This is a genomic window from Aestuariicoccus sp. MJ-SS9 (assembly GCF_032586235.1).
Lineage (GTDB): Bacteria > Pseudomonadota > Alphaproteobacteria > Rhodobacterales > Rhodobacteraceae > Aestuariicoccus.
On sequence record NZ_JAWHTD010000001.1, the window covers coordinates 12,847 to 33,089 of the forward strand.

The window sequence follows — 20,243 nt, forward strand, 5'->3', positions numbered from 1 at the left end:
ACAGGACCATCGGATCGCACTGCGTTTCCAATGCGCATCGGCGCGACCTCGCAATAGACGGCCATGCGGCATCGCTGCGCGCCGGTCGGTCAAAAGCCGTCAGGCCAATCCGGTCATTGCAGTCACCCGGGCGTCGCCCTAGCTAATGTGTCAAAGAGGAGATGTGCATGACCAACCCGCTGCTGGACCCCTGGGAGACGCCGTTCGAGCTGCCGCCGTTCGACCGGATCGAGGACGACCATTTCGCGCCCGCCTTCGAAGAGGCGTTGACGCGGCATATGGCCGAGGTGGACGTGATCGCCTCAAACCCCGAGCCGCCCACGTTCGACAACACGATCATGGCGCTGGAAGGCGCGGGGGCTGCGCTGGACAAGGTGCTTTCGGTGTTCTTCAACGTCGCCGGGTCGGACAGCAACCCGCAAAGGCAGGATTTGCAGCGCGCGTTTTCGCCGAAGCTTTCGGCGCATTCCTCGGCCATTTTTTCCAACAAGGCGCTGTTCGCGCGCATCCGCGACCTGTGGGGCCGGCGCGACAGCCTGGGGCTGAGCGACGAGGAGGCGCGGGTGCTTTACCTCACGCATCGCGGCTTTGTCAGGGCAGGCGCGGCGCTCGAGGGCGACGCGGCCGACCGGATGGCCGAGGTCAAGTCGCGGCTGGCGGTGCTGGGCACGTCCTTCACGCAAAACCTGCTGAAGGACGAGGCGAAGTGGTTCATGCCGCTGGCCGAGGCCGATCTGGAGGGTCTGCCGGGCTTTGTCGTCGACGCGGCGCGGTCGGCCGGAGAGGCGCTGGATCAGCCCGGCCCGGTGGTCACGCTGTCGCGGTCGCTGATCGTGCCCTTTCTGCAATTCTCGCCGCGCCGCGATCTGCGCGAAAAGGCCTGGCGCGCCTGGACCAGCCGGGGCGAGAACGGCGGCGAGACCGACAACCGCGGCATCGCCGCCGAGGTGCTGGCGCTGCGCGAGGAGCGGGCGAAGCTGCTGGGCTACCCCGATTTCGCCACCTACAAGCTGGAAACCGAAATGGCCGGCAGCCCCGAACGGGTGCGCGATCTCTTGATGCAGGTCTGGCAACCGGCGCGGGCGCAGGCCATGGCCGACGCCGCCGAGATGGAAGAGATGATGCAGGCCGACGGCGTCAACGGGCCGTTGCAGGCCTGGGACTGGCGCTATTACGCCGAGAAACGGCGCAAGGCGCTGCACGATCTCGATGAGGCCGAGCTGAAGCCCTATCTGCAGTTGGAGCGCATGATCGAGGCGGCCTTCGCCTGTTCCAACCGGCTTTTCGGGCTGGAGTTCCGGCCGCTGGACGCGCCGCTCTATCACCCGGATGCGCGCGCCTGGGAGGTGACGCGGAACGGCGAACATCTGGCGGTCTTCATCGGGGATTACTTTGCGCGGGCGTCGAAACGCTCGGGGGCGTGGTGTTCGGCCTTCCGGATGCAGGCGCGGCGGCCGCTGGCCAAGACGCCCATCGTGGTGAACGTCTGCAACTTTGCCAAGCCTTCCAAGGGGCAGCCCGCGCTTTTGTCTTATGACGACGCGCGCACGCTCTTCCACGAATTCGGCCATGCGCTGCATCAGATGCTGTCGGATGTGGATTTCGGGTCGGTCGCGGGGACCTCGGTGGCGCGCGACTTCGTCGAGCTGCCCAGCCAGCTTTACGAACACTGGCTGGAGGTGCCCGAGGTGCTGGCCGAATTCGCCACCCATGCCGAAACCGGCGAGCCGATGCCCAAGGCGCTGCTGGACAAGGTGTTGGGGGCGGCGACCTTCGACATGGGGTTCCAGACCGTGGAATATGTCGCCTCGGCGCTGGTCGATCTGGCCTTTCACGAAGGCGAAGCGCCCGCCGATCCGATGGCGAAACAGGCCGAGGTTCTCGACGAACTGGGCATGCCCGAGGCGATCGTCATGCGCCACGCCACGCCGCATTTCGCCCATGTCTTTGCGGGCGACGGCTATTCCAGCGGCTATTACAGCTACATGTGGTCCGAGGTGATGGACGCCGACGCCTTCGAGGCCTTCGAAGAGGCGGGCGGGGCGTTCGACCCGGCAACGGCCGAGCGGCTGGAACGGTTCATCCTGTCGGCGGGCGGATCGCGCGAGGCCGAAGAGCTTTACGTCGAATTCCGGGGACGGATGCCCGGGGTCGAGGCGTTGTTGAAAGGGCGCGGGCTGGCGGCCTGAGCGGTCAGAACGGCTGGCGGGTCAGGGTAAAGCCCGCTTCGTCCAGCAGGTTCAGGATGCCGCCCGGCCCGCCCAGATGCCCCGCGCCGAAGGCAGCGACCACGGTGCCTTCGGTTGTGTCGAGCGCGTCGGTGATCACCGGGATCCAGGCCTGGTTGCGGGCCGTCAGCATCACCTGCTCCATCCGGTCGAACGACGCGTCCATCTCGGCCGGGGGCGCGGGTGCGTCGCGGCGGGCGAGGATGCGCGAGGCGATCCAGCTTTCGTAATGCGCCTCTTCGAAATAGGCGGCGAGCAGAGTGGCGAACTGATCCTCGGCGGCACCCGGCGGCAGGATCGCGGTACCGAGCATGTCGATCTGTTCTTCCAGCGGCGTCGCGGTGAAGAGCCGGAAGATCGTGTCGTAAGGTTCCAGCGACCGGGTGGGCACGCCATTTTCGCGCGCCAGCTTTTGCAGCCGGGCGTCCAGCCCGTCGGCCTCTTGCGCCATGGCGCTCATGCAGGGGGGCAGGGCCAGCAGCATCGACAGATACCAGGGCTGGAACTTGGCCGCCATGAAGGCGGGCAGGCCGCGTTCGGCGGCGGCCTCGGCCAGGGTCTGCCAGGCGGCGGCGTCCATCAGCTCGGGCAGGCTGGTGTCGCGCAGGGTGATCATGCCCGGATCTGTGGCGATGGCCTTTTGCAGCTCTTTCTCCTCGGCCTTGGTGATTTCGAGCAGCAGCAGGGCGGCGTTCTCGACCACGGGTGCCAGCCGTGCTGTCGGGCCGTCGAGGCGGGGATCGCCCAGATGCATCGTGCCGATGACATGCAGCACCTCGCCGTCACGCTCGGCCCGCCAGTGGTTGCCGCTGGTATAGGGCGCGGCGGCGGTGGCTGCGGTCAGCTCGGTGCGTTCGGCCCCGGTCAGGGTGGGCCGCAGATCGGTGCCGGTGCATTGCGCGGATGCAGCGCTGGCCAGGACCCAGATCAGACAGGCCGTCAGGAAACGTGTCATTCATGCCTCATGCGTTTGCAGGGACGGTAGGCCGGGTGATGGACACCGGCAAGGGCGCAGGCGATGATTCAGCCCATGCAGCGGGAAAGCGATCTTTATGCGCCGGTCAAGGCGCTGTTGCAGCGGCAGGGCTATGCCGTCAAGGGCGAGGTCGGCGCGGCCGACCTGGTGGCGGTGCGTGGCGGCGAGCCGCCGGTGATCGTCGAGCTGAAGCTGCGGATCACCCTGGCGCTCTATCATCAGGCGGTGGCGCGGCTGACGCTGAGCGAGCATGTCTACATCGCGGTGCCGCGCCCGACCGGGAAGACGGCGAAACGGGCGCTCAAGGACAATCTGGCGATGTGCCGGCGGCTGGGGCTGGGGTTCATCACCGTGCGCGCCGACGGGCGGGCCGAGGTGCAATGCGATCCGGGCGCGGCACGCCTGCGCCGGAACCCACAAAAGGCCGCAAGGCTCTTGCGCGAGTTCGAGCGGTTGCGGGGCGATCCGAACGACGGGGGTGCTACACGGCACGGGATCGTCACCGCCTACCGCCAGGATGCGTTGGCCTGCGCCGCGCATCTGGCCGAGGCGCAAGCGCCCTGCAAGGGGGCGGAGGTGGCCCGGGCCACCGGCATTGCCAGGGCGACGACGCTGATGCGCGACAACCATTACGGCTGGTTCGACCGCGTCGGCACCGGGCTCTATGCGCTGACCGACACGGGCCGCGCCGGGCTGGTGCATTGGGCCGGAAGCTGGGAGGACGGCTGAGGCTGGGCGCGGCGGCGCGGCCCCGGGGCACATCGCTCAGGGCTGGTCCAGCAGGCGGATGCCGCGCAGATCGTCGGGTCCGGCGGGGCGGTCGCCCTCTGGTGTCTTCACGATACCGGTCAGCGTTGTCTCGCCTTCCATAAGCGCATCGCGGGGCAGCAGGATCTGGTGATATTGCTCGTCCGCCGGATTGAGCTGGCCGAAAAACGCCACCCCGCCGACGATGCGCCCGTCGGGCGCGACGAGGATCAACTCGGCCCCGTTGGGCAGCGCGCCGGTGATCACCTCGACGGTCAGCGGGTCGTCATGCGGCGGCACGGTCAGGCTGAGCTGAGCCGGGGCCATACCGTCGTCAGGTGCTGTCTGCGCCATGGGAAGCGAGGACCAAAGGATCGCGGCCCCGCCAAGGGCCGCGATGCAGGTTATGAGGGCAAGGGGTTTCACCCCATTCAGATGGCCTCGACATCGACCGAAATCAACTGTCCGGCGATGGCGCCGGCGGAGTCCAGCCGTTTCGACGGATCGACCTCTGCTGCGGCCATGGCGAAGGTCAGCTCGCCGCCGGGCACCAGCGTGCCGGTCGCCTCGAGCCGGTTCAGCGCCTCGGTGATGTCGATGGAGACGGTGAAAGGATCGCTGTGGGAATGGACCACGCCGAAGAACTCGAACGACCCGGCCAGATCCGGGCTGTCGGGCGCGGTCTGGGGTGTGTCGCCCTGAGGCGCCATGAAGAAGTTGAACCGCAGGCCCTGAACGTTTTCGGGCGGCACGAAGGTGATATGCGCGATGTGGCGCACCTGGCTCATCGGGGCGGTGAGGGTGTTGGTGAACGCCTCGTTCAGCGCCACACCGGCGATGCCCGCGTTGAAGGCGCTGAAGGCCTCGGTGCGCACGTTCGAGGCATTGTTTGTGGCCACCATCAGCGCGCGGGGCGGCGCGTCGACCAGCTCTTCGCCGGTGGCGCGGGTATAGCTGTAGCCCCAGCGCCCGATGTCCATGTAATCGCCCGCGGTGGTGTCCTGGGTCACCTTGTTGCCGTCGCCGTCGATGAAGAACAGGAACGGCTCGCGATTGAAGGCCGGGGCGTCGGCGGGCAGGGGCAGGGCGGATAGGCCCAGCTTGGTCTGTTTGCGCGTCCAGATGTCCCACAGCCGGTCGATGTTGCCGTGGTGCAGGTAGAACAGCGGGTCGATCGACGAAAGCAGCGTCGGCATGATCCCCCCGGTGTTGTTGTGCACTTGGTTGTGGGGCTGGCCCTCGATCACGGCGGAACCGCGCATCCCCCGATGATGGTTCGGGGCCTTGGGGCTATTGAAGGCCGAAGACGGATCGTTCGGGGCCGGTTTGACGAAGATCTCGGGCTTGAGCCCGCCGAGCACGATCTCGGGCTGGACGAATTCGAGCGCGCGATCGGTCAGATCCGGGTTTTGCGCGGTCTTGGTGCGCCCGATGGAGCGGGGCGTGGCGAAATTGGCCTGCACACTGCCGCCCCAGCCGTTCCAGAACATGTCAAAGCCGGTGTTGCCGCGGATCGTCTCCTGCGCGAGCTGGGCGTCATCGAAGCTTTCCCAGTAGGCGCGGGTGGCGTCCTCGTAATCGGCGGCGAAGCTGGCCCAGTCGGCGGGGAAATGGCTGCTGGTCGGGTCGAGAGCATTGTCGCTGCCGAACATGGCCGCGGGCAGGCGCTGTTCGGTCGACCAGTCCCAATAGGGCAGCGAGAATTCGGGGTTCTTGCTGTGGATGCGGATCTTGTGTTCGAAATAGGCCAGGAACGGACGGTGCCAGACGAAGAACCACCAGTTGCCATGCGGACAATCCAGCAGGTGGATGAAGGCGTTACGATACCAGTTGTGCGGATGGTCCGGGTCGAGCTTGAGCATCTCCGCGACGCCTGCGCGGTAGCTGTCGACGTCTTCCTGCGCGTCCTTGGCCATGACGTTCTTGCGGATACCGGCATAGGTGCCCTGGGCAGACAGCAGCGCCGGGGCGGCCAGTGCGACGGAGCCGGCAAGCGCGCCACGGAGGACGGAACGGCGGGTGGTCTTGAGGTGGGGGATGTCTGTCATGGTCAATCTCCTGAAGTATGATTGGGGTCTGCTGCCCCATTGGGATGGTTGGAATTGCGCCGCGTGGTCGCGCCTGGCGGAAATAGGGTTTTCCGACGCCCGGCCCCGAGGTGCGGGAGTTGGAAATTTGAAATACACCTTTAAGTATAACACGGAAAAGGCGTGCGGTAAGCGAAAAATTCCCGGGGGCTGCGGTGCGGGTCGTGAATATGCGCAAAATTTTTGTGGATGCCATGTTGACACGACTCGGGCCTGTCCTTAGCTACACGCCGTTAGCACTCGAACGAGGTGAGTGCTAACGGTCCGCCGGAGATCGGCGGGACCATTGGGAAAAACTTTGAGCCAAGGAGCTGCAAAGATGGCATTCAAACCGCTTCATGACCGCGTGCTTGTGCGTCGCGTGGAAAGCGACGAAAAGACCAAGGGTGGTCTGATCATCCCCGACAGTGCCAAGGAAAAGCCCGCCGAGGGCATCGTTGTCGCTTGTGGCGAAGGCGCACGCAAGGACAGCGGCGAACTGATCGAGATGGCCGTTTCGGCCGGTGACAAGATCCTGTTCGGCAAGTGGTCGGGCACCGAAGTCACGATCGACGGCGAAGAGCTGCTGATCATGAAGGAATCCGACATCCTCGGGATCATCGAGGATTCCGCAGCCGCCAAGGCTGCCTGACCGGACCCTGATCCAACCGAAACGTCCGAGCGGTGCGCATGAATGCGCACCCTACGTGAACGCAATTCAAGATAAGGAAGATCGGACATGTCTGCAAAAGACGTTAAATTCGATACCGACGCCCGCACTCGTATGCTCAAGGGCGTGAACATCCTGGCCGATGCCGTGAAGGTGACGCTGGGCCCCAAAGGCCGCAACGTGGTGCTGGACAAGTCGTTCGGCGCGCCGCGCATCACCAAGGACGGTGTCTCTGTCGCCAAGGAAATCGAGCTTGAGGACAAGTTCGAGAACATGGGCGCGCAGATGGTGAAAGAAGTCGCCAGCCGCACCAACGACGAAGCCGGTGACGGCACCACCACCGCGACGGTTCTGGCCCAGGCCATCGTCAAGGAAGGCATGAAGGCGGTTGCCGCCGGCATGAACCCGATGGACCTGAAGCGCGGCATCGATCTGGCCACGCATAAGGTCGTCAACGCCATCAAGGCCGCCGCACGCCCCGTGAACGACAGCGCAGAGGTTGCGCAGGTCGGCACCATCTCGGCCAACGGCGAGGCCGAAATCGGCCGTCAGATCGCAGACGCGATGCAGAAGGTCGGCAACGAGGGTGTCATCACCGTCGAAGAGAACAAGGGCCTCGAGACCGAGACCGACGTGGTCGAGGGCATGCAGTTCGACCGCGGCTACCTGAGCCCCTATTTCGTGACCAACGCAGACAAGATGATCGCAGAGCTCGACGACTGCATGATCCTGCTGCACGAGAAGAAGCTGTCGTCGCTGCAGCCGATGGTTCCGCTGCTCGAGTCCGTGATCCAGTCGCAGAAGCCGCTGCTGATCATCGCCGAGGACGTGGAAGGCGAAGCGCTGGCCACCCTCGTGGTCAACAAGCTGCGCGGCGGTCTCAAGATCGCAGCCGTCAAGGCACCGGGCTTCGGCGATCGCCGCAAGGCCATGCTGCAGGACATCGCGATCCTGACCGGCGGTCAGGTGATCAGCGAAGACCTCGGCATGAAGCTCGAGAACGTGACCATGGACATGCTTGGCACCGCCAAGAAGGTCTCGATCACCAAGGACGAGACCACCATCGTCGATGGTGCCGGTGAGAAGGCCGAGATCGAAGCGCGCGTCGCCCAGATCCGCAACCAGATCGAGGAAACCACCTCGGACTACGACCGCGAAAAGCTGCAGGAACGCGTGGCCAAGCTGGCCGGCGGCGTTGCCGTCATCCGCGTCGGCGGCATGACCGAAGTCGAAGTGAAAGAACGTAAGGACCGCGTCGACGACGCGCTGAACGCCACCCGTGCCGCCGTTCAGGAAGGCATCGTGGTCGGCGGCGGCGTCGCCCTGGTTCAGGGCGCCAAGGCGCTCGACGGACTGGAAGGCGCCAACAGCGACCAGAACGCCGGTATCTTGATCGTTCGCAAGGCGCTTGAATCGCCGCTGCGTCAGATCGCAGAGAACGCCGGTGTGGACGGGTCGGTCGTGGCCGGCAAGATCCGCGAAAGCAACGATCTGAAGTTCGGCTACAACGCCCAGACCGATGAATATGGCGACATGTTCGGCTTTGGCGTCATCGACCCCGCAAAGGTCGTGCGCACCGCGCTGGAAGACGCCGCATCGGTGGCCGGTCTGCTGATCACCACCGAAGCGATGGTGGCCGACAAGCCCTCCAAGGATGGCGGGGCCGCCGGCGGCGGCATGCCCGACATGGGCGGCATGGGCGGCATGATGTAAGACCCGCGTACGCGTCCTTCGGGGCGCGGGATGCCGGGCGATACATCGCTTGCGACAACAATGAAGGGGCTGCCATCCGGCGGCCCCTTTTTCTTTTGACACGCACCTCTTTGGCGGGAATTCTGCGGGTCATATTTCATTGAGGAGTTGATCATGCGCATTCTGATGGCTGGCCTTTTGGCCTGCGGGCTTGGGGCTGGCGCCTCTGCCGCGCAAGAGGGCGGCGTTCCGGTCGCTCATGTGCCGGACCCCGATCTGCAGAACCTTCAGGTCCTGGCGATGTGGCAGCAGATTCTGCCCGATCCGCCGGGCCATACACCGGGCGCGCCCCTGACCGAGCTCCGTTATGTCGTGCATGCGCCGGGTCTGGCAGCCGCCGACCGCTGTGCCGCGCCGGGAATGAGCCTTGTCGGGGCGACGGCGGGGACCGCGCCGTCGCTTCGGGCCGAGATGAAAGGCCGCACCGAAGACCGCCAGACGGTGTACAGCGCGTCGGTCTGCACCACGCCGCTCGATCCGGGCGCGGCCGAGGTGGGGATCCGGCTGAACGGTGCGTTTGCGCCGCTCTATCACGACCCGCGTTTTTACGCAGGCCAGCCCGCGCCGGTTGCGCGTATGCCCGGGCCCGCGGCCTTTGGCGCCAAAGCAGCGGGCGGCGACGCCCTGCGCGCGGTGTTCCTGTCCGACAGCGGCTGCCGCGGCGAAGAGGCGACCACCGGCTCTGGCGCGCCCGACACGTCCAGCCGCAACTGGCAGGATTGTGACGTGATCGCGCCGCAGAGCACGCCGGACGCGACCGACCAATCCTGGCCGCTCAACCGGCACGCCTGGCAGGCGGCGGCGCTAGAGCCGGATTTCGTGATGCACGGCGGAGATTATCATTATTTCTTCGAGGAGCAGCCCTATTGGAAATCCGGTGCCGGGCAGGATCGCCTGGAATATTGGTTCCAGGAATTCCTGCTGCCGGTTCAGCCGCTCTTGCTGACGGCGCCCTTCGCCTTTGGCCGGGGCAACCACGAGGTCTGTGACTTCGGTTGGTTCGGTCCGGGCTGGCTGGCGCTGTTTCATTCCGGCGACGAGACGTTCTGCGGCGCCCGCAATCTGCCCGATACCGGCTGGTCGGTGGCCAGTTGGCGATTCACCGTCGCGCCGCGCAACGGCACGGCCAGCCCCTATACCGTCTGGATGATCGATTCCGGCGACACCGGCATGGCGCGCGAAAATGGCCGCTACGACCCGGCGGCGGCCAAGGGCCGCGACAAGCTGTGGGTGACGCATTACCCGGCAGTGAAGAACGAATATTACAGCATCAGAGGCGGCCGTCATATCGGCGACGACCTCAATCTGGAGGCCATCAACGCCGCTGTGCAGACCGGTTGCGCGGCGGGCGCCTCGTGCTGGCCAAACATGGTGCTGAGCGGGCACCAGCATCTATTCCAGCATCTGGCGCTGAGCGCCAAGGGGCTGGGGCCGGAGGTTCTGACCGATGTCTATGTCGCCGGGCATGGCGGTGTGCGTATGGACAGCGACGGGCTGCCGGCCTTTGCGAACGATGAAAGCGGGCTGCGCAGCTGCGGCACGAGCTTTGCCGACGATCTGGTGATGGGGCGCGACGATGTCACCGCCACCACCCAGACCGCACGGGCCTATGGCTTTCTGCTGCTGACCCGCGACGCGGCCAGCGCAGGCCCCGGCGGGCCGCAAAGCGGCTGGGAGGTGACCCCGCAATGGTATCTGTCCAAGGTGCCCCAGGGCGGGACCGCCGCGGATTGCGACGTCTTCGCGAATTAGGGCTTTTGCCCGGCGGGGGCGCGGGGCAAGGTGAGGGCATGCGTCTCTTTCTGCTCACCGCCCTGACCATGGTGGCCTTTGCCGCCAACTCGATCCTGAACCGGATGGCGCTGGCCGGAGGCGGGATGGACGCGCTTGTCTTTGGCGCCGTGCGGCTGGTGGCCGGGGCGGCGATGCTGGCGGCGCTGGTCGTGATCGCGCGCGGCGGCCTCAGGCTGGGCGGGCCTGCGCGGGTCGCGGGTGTCGGCGGGCTTCTGGCATATATATTCGCGTTTTCATGGGCTTACCTTCGGCTTGATGCCGGGGTGGGGGCGCTGATCCTGTTCGGCGTGGTGCAGATCACCATGTTCGCGGGCGGCCTGCTGGGCGGCGAGCGCCCGCCGGTCCTGCGCTGGCTGGGCGCGGCGCTGGCCTTTGGCGGGCTGGTGTGGCTGCTCTGGCCGCGCGCAGGCGTCCAGATCAGCGTGCCGCACGGGCTGGCCATGGCCATTGCGGGCGTCGGCTGGGGTGTCTATTCGCTGGCCGGGCGCAGGGCCTCCGATCCGCTGATGGCCACGGCCGCGAATTTCGTGTTCGCCGCACCTGTCGGGCTGGTGCTTGGGCTGGCGCTGATGCCGGGCGCGGCCTGGGACGCCGCGGGGCTGGCCCTGGCGGTGCTGTCGGGTGCGGTCACCTCGGGGCTGGGATACGCATTGTGGTACAGCGTCCTGCCGAAGCTCGCCGCGTCCAGCGCGGCGGTGGCGCAGCTGACGGTGCCGGTGATCGCCATGGCGGGCGGTATGCTCTTTTTGTCCGAGGCGCTGACGCTGGATTTCGTACTGGCGGCGGTTCTGGTGCTGGGCGGTGTCGGCCTGTCGGTTCTGGCTGGACGGCGCTAGGGCACGATCCGTTCCAGCGGGTCGTAACGCACGGATGTGTCCCAGGCGAGATCGCGCAACGCGTCCGGCTTGAGCCGGATGCCCGCCAGCGCCGCGCGGTCAAAGAACCGGCGGCGATTTACCACGTTTTCCGGATCGCGCCAATCGTCCGACAGCGCCCCGCCGAGGAGGGTGCAGCGAAAGAACACCTCGACCTGATGAAAGCCGCGCTCGGGGTCGTGGAACTCGTTCACCAGACACAAGGGCCCAACGTCGATGCGGAGCCCGCATTCCTCATGCACCTCGCGGCGCAGGTTGTCGGGCAGCGACGCGCCCTTCTCGACGCCGCCGCCGGGCGCGCACCAGAGGTCGCTCCGGTCGCCGGGATAGGCGTTGACCAGAAGCAGGCGGTCGTCGTGCACAAGCACGGCGCGGACGGCGAGACGTGGCGACATCGCGGAGCCTTTCATGCGAATGGTCTTTCTTAGGACGGGGATCGGGCTTATCTCAAGTGTCATGCGCCTGATACTCGCCTTTTGCCTGTCGCTGATCGCTCTGCCCGCGCGGGCGGATTGCGTGATCCTGCTGCACGGGCTGGCGCGCACCGAGTTCTCCTTTGTGCTGATGGACGAGGTGCTCAAGATGAAGGGCTATCGCACCGTCGTGCCGGGCTATGCCTCGACCAAGGCGCGGATTCAGGTGCTGGTGGAACAGACCCTGCCGCAGGCGGTGGCGGAATGTGGTGAGGACAAGGTGCATTTCGTGACCCATTCGATGGGCGGCATCCTGCTGCGGGTCTGGCTGACGGAAAACCGACCGGAGAACATGGGGCGGGTGGTCATGCTGGCGCCGCCGAACCACGGCAGCGAACTGGTGGACGAACTGGGCGGGCTCGAGCTTTTCGAATGGTTGAACGGGCCGGCGGGGATGCAGCTTGGCACCGGGTTCGACGACTTGCCGAGCCTGCTGCCGCGGGTGGATTACGACCTGGGGGTGGTGGCGGGATCGCGGTCGCTGAACCCGGTGTTTTCGCAGATCATTCCGGGGGAGGACGACGGCAAGGTGTCGGTCGAATCGACAAAGGTCGCGGGCATGTCGGCGCATCTTACGCTGCCGGTGACGCATACGTTCATCATGCAGGCCCCGTCGGTGATCGCGCAGGTGCTGCTGTTCCTGCGCGAAGGCCGGTTCGATCCGTCGCTGGACTGGACCACCGTCTTTACCGCGCAGGAGCTGGCCTGCCTGATCGGGCTCTGCCCCGAGGCGGAAGATGCCGATTGACCTCACACTGACCGGCGCGCGGGTGCTGCGCCCCGGCGGCTGGGACCCAGCGCCTTTGGCCGTGGCGGGCGGGCGGATCGTGGACGATGCCGCGGGCCGGGCGGTGGATCTGAGCGGCTATGACGTGCTGCCGGGTATCGTGGATGCCCATGGCGACGGGTTCGAGCGTCACATGGCGCCCCGACGCGGCGCGCTGCGCGAAGAGGATGCGGGCGTGGTGGCCTGCGCCTCTGAACTGGCGGCCAACGGCATCACCACCGCCTGCCTGGCGCAATTCTGGAGCTGGGAAGGCGGCATGCGCGGGCCGGATTTTGCCCGCAGCGTCTTTGCCTCGGTCGCGCGCGTGGCGCCGCAGGTGCCGGTGGACCTGCGTCTGCAGATGCGGCTGGAGACGCATATGCTGGACGATTTCCCGCAGGCATCGGAGGCCGTGGCGCGCTGGGGCATCGGTTATGTAGTGTTCAACGATCACCTGCCGCACGGGCGTCTGGCCGAGGGGCGCAAGCCGCCTCGGCTGGTGGGGCAGGCGCTGAAAAGCGGGCGCAACCCCGAGGCGCATCTGGCGATGATGCAGGCGCTGCACGCGCGCAGCGATGAGGTGCCGGCGGCTTTGGACGCGCTCTGTCATGACCTGGCGGCGCGCGGGGTGGCCATGGGCAGCCATGACGACCGCACGGGCGCGGCGCGGGAGACCTGGCGCGCGCGCGGCGTGTATGTGTCGGAATTCCCCGAAACGCTGGAGGCGGCCGAGGCGGCGCGCGCGGGCGGCGACAGCGTCGTTCTGGGCGCGCCCAACGTGGTGCGCGGGGCGAGCCATGCGGGCAACGTGTCGGCGCTGGAGGTTGTGGCGGCGGGGCTCTGCGATGCGCTGGCCTCGGATTACCATTACCCGTCGCCCGCCCGCGCGGCCTGGCGGCTGGTCGAGCTGGGGCTGTGCGACGAAGCGGCGGCCTGGGCGCTGGTGTCGTCCGGCCCGGCGCGGCTGCTGGGGCTGAAAGACCGCGGGGCGCTGCTGCCCGGGCAACGGGCCGATCTGGTGGTGATGGAACGCGACAGCCGCCGCATCGTCGCGACGCTTGCGGCAGGGGAAATGGCGTTCCTCACAGGCCCCGTCGCGGCGCGCTTTCTGGCCTAGAGGTTTATTTTAAAGGAGCGGCTGCGCCGCGCCGTGTATCTCACGCCCTGCCTTGCAGGGCGCTCGGGCGGGCGCTTGTGTCGGCGGTGCGCTATCCGCGCTTGACGATGTTCACATGACCCATCTTGCGGCCCGGCTTGGTGTCGGCCTTGCCATAGAGGTGGATCGCCGTGCCGGGCGCTTTGGCGAGCGCGGGGATGTCATCCACATCGTCGCCGATGAGGTTCTGCATGGTCACGTCCGTGTGGCGGCTGCCGTCGCCCAGCGGCCAGCCCGCCACGGCGCGGATATGCTGTTCGAACTGGTCGATCACGCAGCCGTTCTGGGTCCAGTGGCCGGAATTGTGCACGCGGGGGGCGATTTCGTTGACGATGAGACCCTGGGGCGTGACGAACAGCTCGACCCCCATGACGCCGACGTAATCCAGCGCGTTGAGGATTTTGGCCGCCAGCAGCACCGCGTCGGTGCGCTGTTGCGGACGCAAAGTCGCGGGTACGGTGGTGGTGCGCAGGATGCCCTCGCGGTGGACGTTCTCGCCCGGGTCGTAGCAGGCGACGCTGCCGTCCTGGCCGCGGGCGGCGATGACCGATACCTCGTGGGTGAAATCGACAAAGCCTTCGAGGATCGCCGGGGCGTGGGCGATCTCGTCAAGCGCGGTTTCGGCGTCTTCCGGTGTGGAGAGACGAACCTGCCCTTTGCCGTCATAGCCGAAGCGGCGGGTTTTCAGGATCGCGGGCAAGCCGGTCTGGGCGATAGCGGCCTCAAGGCTGTCAGCATCGTCCACCGCCGCGAAGGGGGCCGTGGCAAGGCCGAGGTCGCGCAGGAAGCTCTTTTCGGTCACGCGGTCCTGGCTGACGCGCAGCGCCTCGCGCCCGGGATGGATGGGGCGCAGCGATTGCAGGATGTCGAGCGCCGCGGTGGGGATATTCTCGAACTCGTAGGTGATCACATCGACCGACTGGCCGAAGGCGCGCAGGGCGGGCTCGTCGTCATAGGCCGCGGTGGTCACCCGATGCGCCACATGCCCGGCGGGGCATCCGGCGGAGGGTTCGTAGATGTGGCACTTGAAGCCTAGGCGGCTGGCCGCCACCGACAACATGCGGCCAAGCTGACCGCCGCCGAGGATACCGATGGTCGATCCGGGGGGCAGGGGGGCTGTCATGGCGGGGTCCTTCGGGCTGCGGAACGGGCGCTTTCGCGCCTCTTTCGGACAGAACGGCGCCGGACACAATGGGGATTGCGGTCAGGGCGTGTCGCGCACCGGGGCGTCGGGGATCGAGGCCGAGAGATCGGCGCGCCACTTGTCGAGCCGTCCTGCCAGCGCCGGGTCCTGAAGCGCCAGGATGCCTGCCGCCATGAGCCCGGCATTGGCCGCGCCCGCGGCCCCGATGGCCATCGTGGCGACGGGAAATCCGCGCGGCATCTGCAGGATGGAATAGAGGCTGTCGACGCCCGAAAGCGCGCGGGTCTGCACCGGCACGCCGATCACCGGAACGCGGGTTTTCGAGGCCATCATGCCAGGCAGATGCGCCGCGCCGCCGGCACCGGCGATGATCACCTGCAAGCCGCGATCTACGGCGGTCTTGCCGTACTCCCAAAGCCGGTCGGGGGTGCGGTGGGCCGACACGATCCGCACCTCGTGCGGCACGCCCAGGGCATCCAGCATATCGGCGGCCTCTTTCATGGTGGGCCAGTCCGACTGACTGCCCATGATGATGCCGACCTTGATGCTGTCCTCGGGCATGTTCCGCTCTCCTCTGGAAAGAGCGCGCACTATACCGGCTGGCTGAGGCGCGGCAATCGCACGCGCGACAGAGCGCCCGGGGTGTTGCCGCGCTGCCCGTCAGGCGATGATGTCGGGGGTCAGCCGGTCCTCGATCAGGGCGATCTTGTCCTTGAGGTAGAGCTTTTTCTTCTTCAGCCGCTGGAGCGTCAGTTGATCCGCCCGGCCGTGCGCCTGCAGCGCGTGAATCGCCTCATCCAGATCGCGGTGTTCGCGGCGGAACACCTCGAGCTCGACGCGCAGCACCTCGTCGGTCTTCATGGAAATGTCGGTCGGCGCATTCATCGTCGGGTGATTCCGGTTGCTGGACGGTCCCTTAACATACCGGATTCAGGCGATTTCGCAAAGGTCTTGCACCGGGCCCGATCGCTTCCCATATTTGTCACACCGGGTCGCCGGAACGGGGCCTGGGCAGGACTGTCGCTTTAGGCAAGGACGTGTCGATGACCAAACTGACCCTGGGGTCTTATCCCCATATGCTGGGCTTTGAACAGCTCGAGCGCCTTCTGGAACGCACCGCGAAATCGGGCAACGAAGGTTATCCTCCGTTCAATATCGAACAGACCTCGGATTACTCGTATCGGATCACGCTGGCGGTGGCCGGTTTTTCCGAAAGCGATCTGTCGATCACGGTCGAGGATCGGCAATTGGTGATTCGCGGGCGTCAGACCGACGACAGCGCGGAACGGGTGTTTCTACACCGGGGGATCGCGTCCCGTCAGTTCCAGCGCAGTTTCGTGCTGGCGGACGGTGTCGAGGTGGGCGAGGCGATGATCGAGAACGGGCTTTTGCACGTCGATCTAACGCTGAGCCGTCCGGATACGGTGGTGCAGACAATCCAGATCAGAAAGGGGTGAGCGATGAACACGCAGTATGATTTCGACAAGGTGATGAACAACGACCGCATTGTCTATGTCCGGTCGGTCGCTGTCAGCGATCTTCCTGACGACGTGCGGGACCAGGTGGGCGAAGCGGATGTGCTTTACGCCGTGCACCGTGCCGATGGCGAGCGACTGGCGCTGGTGCGCGACCGCAAGCTGGCCTTCGTGCTGGCGCGGCAGAACGATCTGGCGCCGGTGACGGTGCACTGATCGCCGCGGTGCCCGGGCGGCAGGGCTGCTACCGGGCAGGGGGCCAGATCCCGAAGACCTGATGAATGTGACGGGCGGCGGCAGACATGTCGGCCGCCCTTTGCGTGTCCTGCAATGGTGCGGGTGCCCGCAATGGGGTGACGCAGGCCCGCGCCGAAGGGCAGTCCCTGACGTCGAACCCTTGCCGCTCATAGGTCGCCGAAAGCCACAAATCATCGACGCGAAAGGCGGCGTCGGGCACCTTGAACGCCGCCTCGTCCAGTGCGCCCGCCTGCACCAGATCACCGCCGAAGCCCTGCGCAATCCGCCCGCCCCGGCGCTTTAGCCGGGACAGCGGAAACGAGGATGCACAGGTGACCGTTCCGGGGGTGTGGACGTCCTGCAAGGCACGGGCCCAGCCGGGCGCGTAAAGACAATCGTCGTCGCAATAAAGGATCATGTCACCGGTGGCGGCATCCTTCGCCACCGTCAGAAGCTTTGTCGCCGGGCCGTAATCGCGCGTCGCCCACAAAAGCGTCACCCCCGCCGGAAGCGGGGGTGGTGTGACCGGCCCGGGAAAGCGCCGGTAGGTGCGGGGCAGGGCCAGCACCACGCGGTCCCACCCTTGCGCTAGCAGGCATTCAAGCGCCGGCCCCAGCCCGCCGAAGCGCGGCGGGATCGAGGTGAGCGAGATGGTCAGCGCCAAGGCCGCTCTGCCCGGCTGACCCCTTACTGACCGGTGATCAGGCCCATGCTTTCCAGCTTGAGGATCACCTGATGCGCGCAGTTGTCGACATCCACATTCTCGGTCTCGACCCGCAGTTCTGGGTTTTCGGGCACGTCGTAGGGGTCGGAAATGCCGGTGAACTCCTTGATCTTGCCTTCGCGCGCCAGCTTGTAGAGCCCCTTGCGGTCGCGGCGTTCGCATTCCTCGATCGAGGTGGCGACGTGCACCTCGACGAAGGCGCCGAAGCTTTCGATATCCTCGCGCACGGCGCGGCGGGTGGTGGCGTAGGGCGCGATGGGCGCGCAGATGGCGATGCCGCCGTTCTTGGTGATCTCGCTGGCCACATAACCGATGCGGCGGATGTTCAGGTCGCGGTGCTCTTTCGAAAAGCCTAGTTCCGAGGAAAGGTTCTTGCGGACGATATCACCGTCCAGCAGCGTCACTGGACGCCCGCCCATCTCCATCAGCTTGACCATCAGCGCGTTGGCGATGGTCGACTTGCCCGAGCCCGAGAAGCCGGTGAAGAACACGGTAAAGCCCTGCTGGGAACGCGGCGGCCTGGTGCGGCGCAGCTCGGTCACCACTTCGGGGAACGAGAACCATTCGGGGATCTCAAGCCCTTCGGCCAGACGGCGGCGCAGTTCGGTGCCCGAGATGTTCAGGATGGTGACGTCATCCTTGTCGGCGATCTCGTCCATCGGTTCGTACTGGGCGCGTTCCTGCACATAGACCATGTGTTTGAAATCGACCATCTCGATGCCGATCTCGTCCTGGTGTTCGCGGAACAGGTCCTGCGCGTCGTAGGGGCCGTAGAAATCGTCGCCCGCGCTGTTCTTGCCGGGGCCGGCGTGATCGCGGCCGACGATGAAATGCGTACAGCCGTGGTTGCGCCGGATCAGGCCGTGCCAGACCGCCTCACGCGGGCCGGCCATCCGCATCGCCAGGTTCAGAAGCGACATGGTCGTGGTCGACGCCGGGTACTTGTCAAGCACCGCCTCGTAGCAGCGCACGCGGGTGAAGTGGTCGACGTCGCCCGGCTTGGTCAGGCCCACGACCGGGTGGATCAGCAGGTTGGCCTGCGCTTCCTTGGCGGCGCGGAAGGTCAGTTCCTGGTGCGCGCGGTGCAGCGGGTTGCGGGTCTGGAAGGCCACGACCTTGCGCCAGCCCAGCTTGCGGAAATAGGCACGCAGCTCGTTCGGGGTATCGCGGCGGGCGCGGAAATCGTAATGCACCGGCTGCTGGATGCCGGTCACCGGGCCGCCCAGATAGACCTTGCCGGCGGTGTTGTGCAGGTAGTTCACGGCCGGATGCGCATCGTCATCGGCGCCAAAGACCTTTTCCGCCTCGCGCGCCTTGTTGGGCACCCATTTGTCGGTGACGGTCATGGTGGCGAGGATCACGCCCTCCTGGTCGCGCAGCGCGATATCCTGCCCGATTTCGATCGTGTCGGCGAATTTCTCGCTGACGTCCAGCGTGATCGGCATCGGCCAGAGCGTGCCATCCGTCAGGCGCATGTTCTCGACGACGCTGTCGTAATCCGCCTCTGGCAGGAACCCCTTGAGCGGGAAGAAGCCGCCGTTCATCAGCAGTTCCAGATCGCAGATCTGGCGCGGCGTCAGATCGTGCGAGGTCAGATCGGCGGCCGTTACCTTCAGTTTCTGGGCGCTGTCGTAGGAAACGTAAAGCTCGGGGATCGGTGCGAGGTTGGGCAACATGGACATGACGGTCACAACCTTTTTGTCGAAGCGGATAAATTTTGCGCGGGCTTACTCCTGGGGCGGGGTCGGGCGCAAGCGCAACGGGTTCCGATTCATGCGGATGGTGCGGAAATGCCGCGTTGCACCGGCTGCATGGCTCATGCGGGGGCGTCAGGCAGGGCTTAGGGTGACCGGCAGGCCGCCCCTGGGTTGCGGAATCGGGATGCGTTTCCAGACCACCTCGCCGGTGTCGGCCCGCGCCACCCGGTAGCGGGTCAGCAGGGCGCGGGTAAAGGCCTTGACCTGCATGGTCGAGAAATGCAGCCCGATGCATTTGTGCGCCCCGCCGCCGAAGGGTGCCCAGGCGAACCGGTGCGACCGGTCCTCGGCGCGGTTGTCGGAAAAGCGTTCGGGGTCGAAGGCGTCGGGATCGGTGTAGTGCTTCGGCGACCGCATCACCATGGCGATCTGCGCCGACACATAGCTGCCCGCGGGGATCGGAATGCCGTTCCATTCAAAGGCGCGCAGGGCGCGGCGCGGGATCAGTGACACCGGCGGCACCAGGCGCAGCGCCTCTTTGAACACCAGATCGGTCAGCGGCATGGCGCCCAGCATCTCGGGCGTCATCGGCCCGTCGCCGAGCGCCGCCACCTCGACGGCCAGACGCTCTTGCCACTCGGGATGTTCGGCCAGCGCCCAGACCATCGTGGTCAGCCCGCTGGCTGTGGTGTCATGCGCGGCCATCATCAGAAAGTTGAAGTGATCGGCGATCTCTTGTGCGTCCCAGTGGCGGCCCTCGTCATCGGTGGCGCGGCACATCTGGGAAAAGAAGTCCTCGGCCGTGCCGTTCCGGCGGTCCTCCACCAGCGCATGGAACCGGCCGACAAGACGGGCGTGCGCCTGCGTCCCGCGCCGGAACTTGGTGAAGGGCAGCGGCTTGCGCACCACGGTGATGGTCGAGGCGATCTCGTCGATGAAGTCGCGGTTGAGGGTTTCGGCCTCGGGCGCGTCGGCGGGCAGCCCCATGAAGACATGCGCCCCCAGCCGCAGGGTCAGATCCTTGATCGCGGGGTAAAAGCCAAAGCGCCGGCCCACCGGCCATTCCGCCAACAGATCGTCAAGCTCGGGGGCCATGAGGCTCAGGTAACTGTCCATCGCGGGCTTGCGGAACGCGGCCTGCATGATGCGGCGGTGCAGGCGATGGTCGTCGAAATCGCGCAGCATCAACCCGTTCGGAAAGACATGGCCCAAGGCATCCGCCCAGCCTTGGGCGTTCGAAAAGAGCTTGTCGGGGTCGGTCAGGATGTATTCCACGGCCTCGGCCGAGGTGAAGGCGACACGCCATTTGCCCATCAGCCGGAGCCGGTAGACATCGCCGAATTCCGCCATCGCCCGGCGGTGCAGCCCGGTGAAATCGCGCAGCGAATGCAGGGTGTTGCCGACCAGCGGCTGCTGCGGCGGGAACGGAATATGCGAAAGCGCGGCGTCGGTGGCGGGCATGG

20 protein-coding genes are annotated in these 20,243 nt (G+C 66.3%); 10 read left to right on the forward strand and 10 right to left on the reverse strand.

The window, feature by feature from the left end:
• Nucleotides 1-167: 167 nt before the first annotated feature.
• On the forward strand, nucleotides 168-2,189 hold the full coding sequence (locus RXV88_RS00065) for a M3 family metallopeptidase (RefSeq protein ID WP_316289635.1): 2,022 nt from the start codon (nucleotides 168-170) through the stop codon (nucleotides 2,187-2,189).
• Nucleotides 2,190-2,193: 4 nt separating this feature from the next.
• On the opposite strand, the gene RXV88_RS00070 is transcribed toward RXV88_RS00065, so the two are convergent.
• Nucleotides 2,194-3,183 carry a TraB/GumN family protein gene (locus tag RXV88_RS00070; protein WP_316289636.1) on the reverse strand — a complete coding sequence of 330 codons (990 nt, stop codon included), beginning with the start codon at nucleotides 3,181-3,183 and terminating at the stop codon, nucleotides 2,194-2,196.
• 75 nt (nucleotides 3,184-3,258) lie between these two features.
• On the opposite strand from RXV88_RS00070, the gene RXV88_RS00075 reads away from it, so the two are divergent.
• On the forward strand, nucleotides 3,259-3,933 hold the full coding sequence (locus tag RXV88_RS00075; protein WP_316289637.1) for a DUF2161 domain-containing phosphodiesterase: 675 nt from the start codon (nucleotides 3,259-3,261) through the stop codon (nucleotides 3,931-3,933).
• 36 nt (nucleotides 3,934-3,969) lie between these two features.
• On the opposite strand, the gene RXV88_RS00080 is transcribed toward RXV88_RS00075, so the two are convergent.
• Together RXV88_RS00080 and RXV88_RS00085 are read right to left on the reverse strand one after the other, a co-directional pair.
• The gene (locus RXV88_RS00080; protein WP_316289638.1) at nucleotides 3,970-4,305 is read right to left on the reverse strand and encodes a hypothetical protein; all 336 of its coding nucleotides are present in this window, start codon (nucleotides 4,303-4,305) and stop codon (nucleotides 3,970-3,972) included.
• Nucleotides 4,306-4,382: 77 nt separating this feature from the next.
• Nucleotides 4,383-5,999, reverse strand: coding sequence for a tyrosinase family protein (locus tag RXV88_RS00085; protein WP_316289639.1), 1,617 nt, complete (start codon nucleotides 5,997-5,999; stop codon nucleotides 4,383-4,385).
• 358 nt (nucleotides 6,000-6,357) lie between these two features.
• Here RXV88_RS00085 and RXV88_RS00090 point away from each other — a divergent pair, with 358 nt between their 5' ends.
• The 4 genes from RXV88_RS00090 to RXV88_RS00105 all read left to right on the forward strand — a co-directional run bounded on the left by RXV88_RS00090 (nucleotide 6,358) and on the right by RXV88_RS00105 (nucleotide 11,069).
• Nucleotides 6,358-6,669, forward strand: coding sequence for a co-chaperone GroES (locus RXV88_RS00090; RefSeq protein ID WP_316289640.1), 312 nt, complete (start codon nucleotides 6,358-6,360; stop codon nucleotides 6,667-6,669).
• Between the two features lie 87 nt (nucleotides 6,670-6,756).
• The gene (groL, locus tag RXV88_RS00095; RefSeq protein WP_316289641.1) at nucleotides 6,757-8,400 is read left to right on the forward strand and encodes a chaperonin GroEL; all 1,644 of its coding nucleotides are present in this window, start codon (nucleotides 6,757-6,759) and stop codon (nucleotides 8,398-8,400) included.
• A gap of 153 nt (nucleotides 8,401-8,553) precedes the next feature.
• A complete protein-coding gene (locus RXV88_RS00100; RefSeq protein ID WP_316289642.1) occupies nucleotides 8,554-10,191 on the forward strand; it encodes a metallophosphoesterase in 1,638 nt (545 codons plus the stop codon).
• Between the two features lie 38 nt (nucleotides 10,192-10,229).
• A complete protein-coding gene (locus RXV88_RS00105) occupies nucleotides 10,230-11,069 on the forward strand; it encodes a DMT family transporter (protein ID WP_316289643.1) in 840 nt (279 codons plus the stop codon).
• Here RXV88_RS00105 and RXV88_RS00110 read toward each other — a convergent pair.
• Entirely contained in the window at nucleotides 11,066-11,503 is a 438-nt protein-coding gene (locus RXV88_RS00110) for an NUDIX domain-containing protein (RefSeq protein WP_316289644.1), read from the reverse strand. The two genes, RXV88_RS00105 and RXV88_RS00110, sit on opposite strands and share 4 nt — an antisense overlap.
• Before the next feature lie 61 nt (nucleotides 11,504-11,564).
• Here RXV88_RS00110 and RXV88_RS00115 point away from each other — a divergent pair, with 61 nt between their 5' ends.
• Nucleotides 11,565-12,329 (forward strand): alpha/beta hydrolase, encoded by a 765-nt coding sequence (locus RXV88_RS00115; RefSeq protein ID WP_316289645.1) that lies wholly within the window; start codon nucleotides 11,565-11,567, stop codon nucleotides 12,327-12,329.
• Nucleotides 12,319-13,464 carry an alpha-D-ribose 1-methylphosphonate 5-triphosphate diphosphatase gene (locus tag RXV88_RS00120; protein WP_316289646.1) on the forward strand — a complete coding sequence of 382 codons (1,146 nt, stop codon included), beginning with the start codon at nucleotides 12,319-12,321 and terminating at the stop codon, nucleotides 13,462-13,464. The genes RXV88_RS00115 and RXV88_RS00120 overlap by 11 nt, the downstream gene beginning before the upstream one ends.
• Nucleotides 13,465-13,555: 91 nt before the next feature.
• Here RXV88_RS00120 and RXV88_RS00125 read toward each other — a convergent pair whose 3' ends face one another.
• From RXV88_RS00125 to RXV88_RS00135, 3 genes are all read right to left on the reverse strand, one after another.
• Nucleotides 13,556-14,626 carry a 5-(carboxyamino)imidazole ribonucleotide synthase gene (locus RXV88_RS00125; protein ID WP_316289647.1) on the reverse strand — a complete coding sequence of 357 codons (1,071 nt, stop codon included), beginning with the start codon at nucleotides 14,624-14,626 and terminating at the stop codon, nucleotides 13,556-13,558.
• 81 nt (nucleotides 14,627-14,707) lie between these two features.
• The gene (gene purE / locus RXV88_RS00130; protein WP_316289648.1) at nucleotides 14,708-15,208 is read right to left on the reverse strand and encodes a 5-(carboxyamino)imidazole ribonucleotide mutase; all 501 of its coding nucleotides are present in this window, start codon (nucleotides 15,206-15,208) and stop codon (nucleotides 14,708-14,710) included.
• Between the two features lie 99 nt (nucleotides 15,209-15,307).
• Nucleotides 15,308-15,532 carry a YdcH family protein gene (locus tag RXV88_RS00135; RefSeq protein WP_316289649.1) on the reverse strand — a complete coding sequence of 75 codons (225 nt, stop codon included), beginning with the start codon at nucleotides 15,530-15,532 and terminating at the stop codon, nucleotides 15,308-15,310.
• A 158-nt stretch (nucleotides 15,533-15,690) separates the two neighbouring features.
• Here RXV88_RS00135 and RXV88_RS00140 point away from each other — a divergent pair, with 158 nt between their 5' ends.
• Nucleotides 15,691-16,104 carry an Hsp20 family protein gene (locus RXV88_RS00140; RefSeq protein WP_316289650.1) on the forward strand — a complete coding sequence of 138 codons (414 nt, stop codon included), beginning with the start codon at nucleotides 15,691-15,693 and terminating at the stop codon, nucleotides 16,102-16,104.
• A gap of 3 nt (nucleotides 16,105-16,107) precedes the next feature.
• Nucleotides 16,108-16,338, forward strand: a complete 231-nt coding sequence (locus RXV88_RS00145; RefSeq protein WP_316289651.1) for a DUF1150 family protein — start codon at nucleotides 16,108-16,110, stop codon at nucleotides 16,336-16,338.
• A 28-nt stretch (nucleotides 16,339-16,366) separates the two neighbouring features.
• On the opposite strand, the gene RXV88_RS00150 is transcribed toward RXV88_RS00145, so the two are convergent.
• From RXV88_RS00150 to RXV88_RS00160, 3 genes are all read right to left on the reverse strand, one after another.
• On the reverse strand, nucleotides 16,367-17,023 hold the full coding sequence (locus RXV88_RS00150; protein WP_316289652.1) for a hypothetical protein: 657 nt from the start codon (nucleotides 17,021-17,023) through the stop codon (nucleotides 16,367-16,369).
• A 23-nt stretch (nucleotides 17,024-17,046) separates the two neighbouring features.
• On the reverse strand, nucleotides 17,047-18,765 hold the full coding sequence (locus tag RXV88_RS00155) for a bifunctional sulfate adenylyltransferase/adenylylsulfate kinase (protein WP_316289653.1): 1,719 nt from the start codon (nucleotides 18,763-18,765) through the stop codon (nucleotides 17,047-17,049).
• A gap of 147 nt (nucleotides 18,766-18,912) precedes the next feature.
• The gene (locus RXV88_RS00160; protein ID WP_316289654.1) at nucleotides 18,913-20,241 is read right to left on the reverse strand and encodes a cytochrome P450; all 1,329 of its coding nucleotides are present in this window, start codon (nucleotides 20,239-20,241) and stop codon (nucleotides 18,913-18,915) included.
• Nucleotides 20,242-20,243 lie beyond the last annotated feature (2 nt).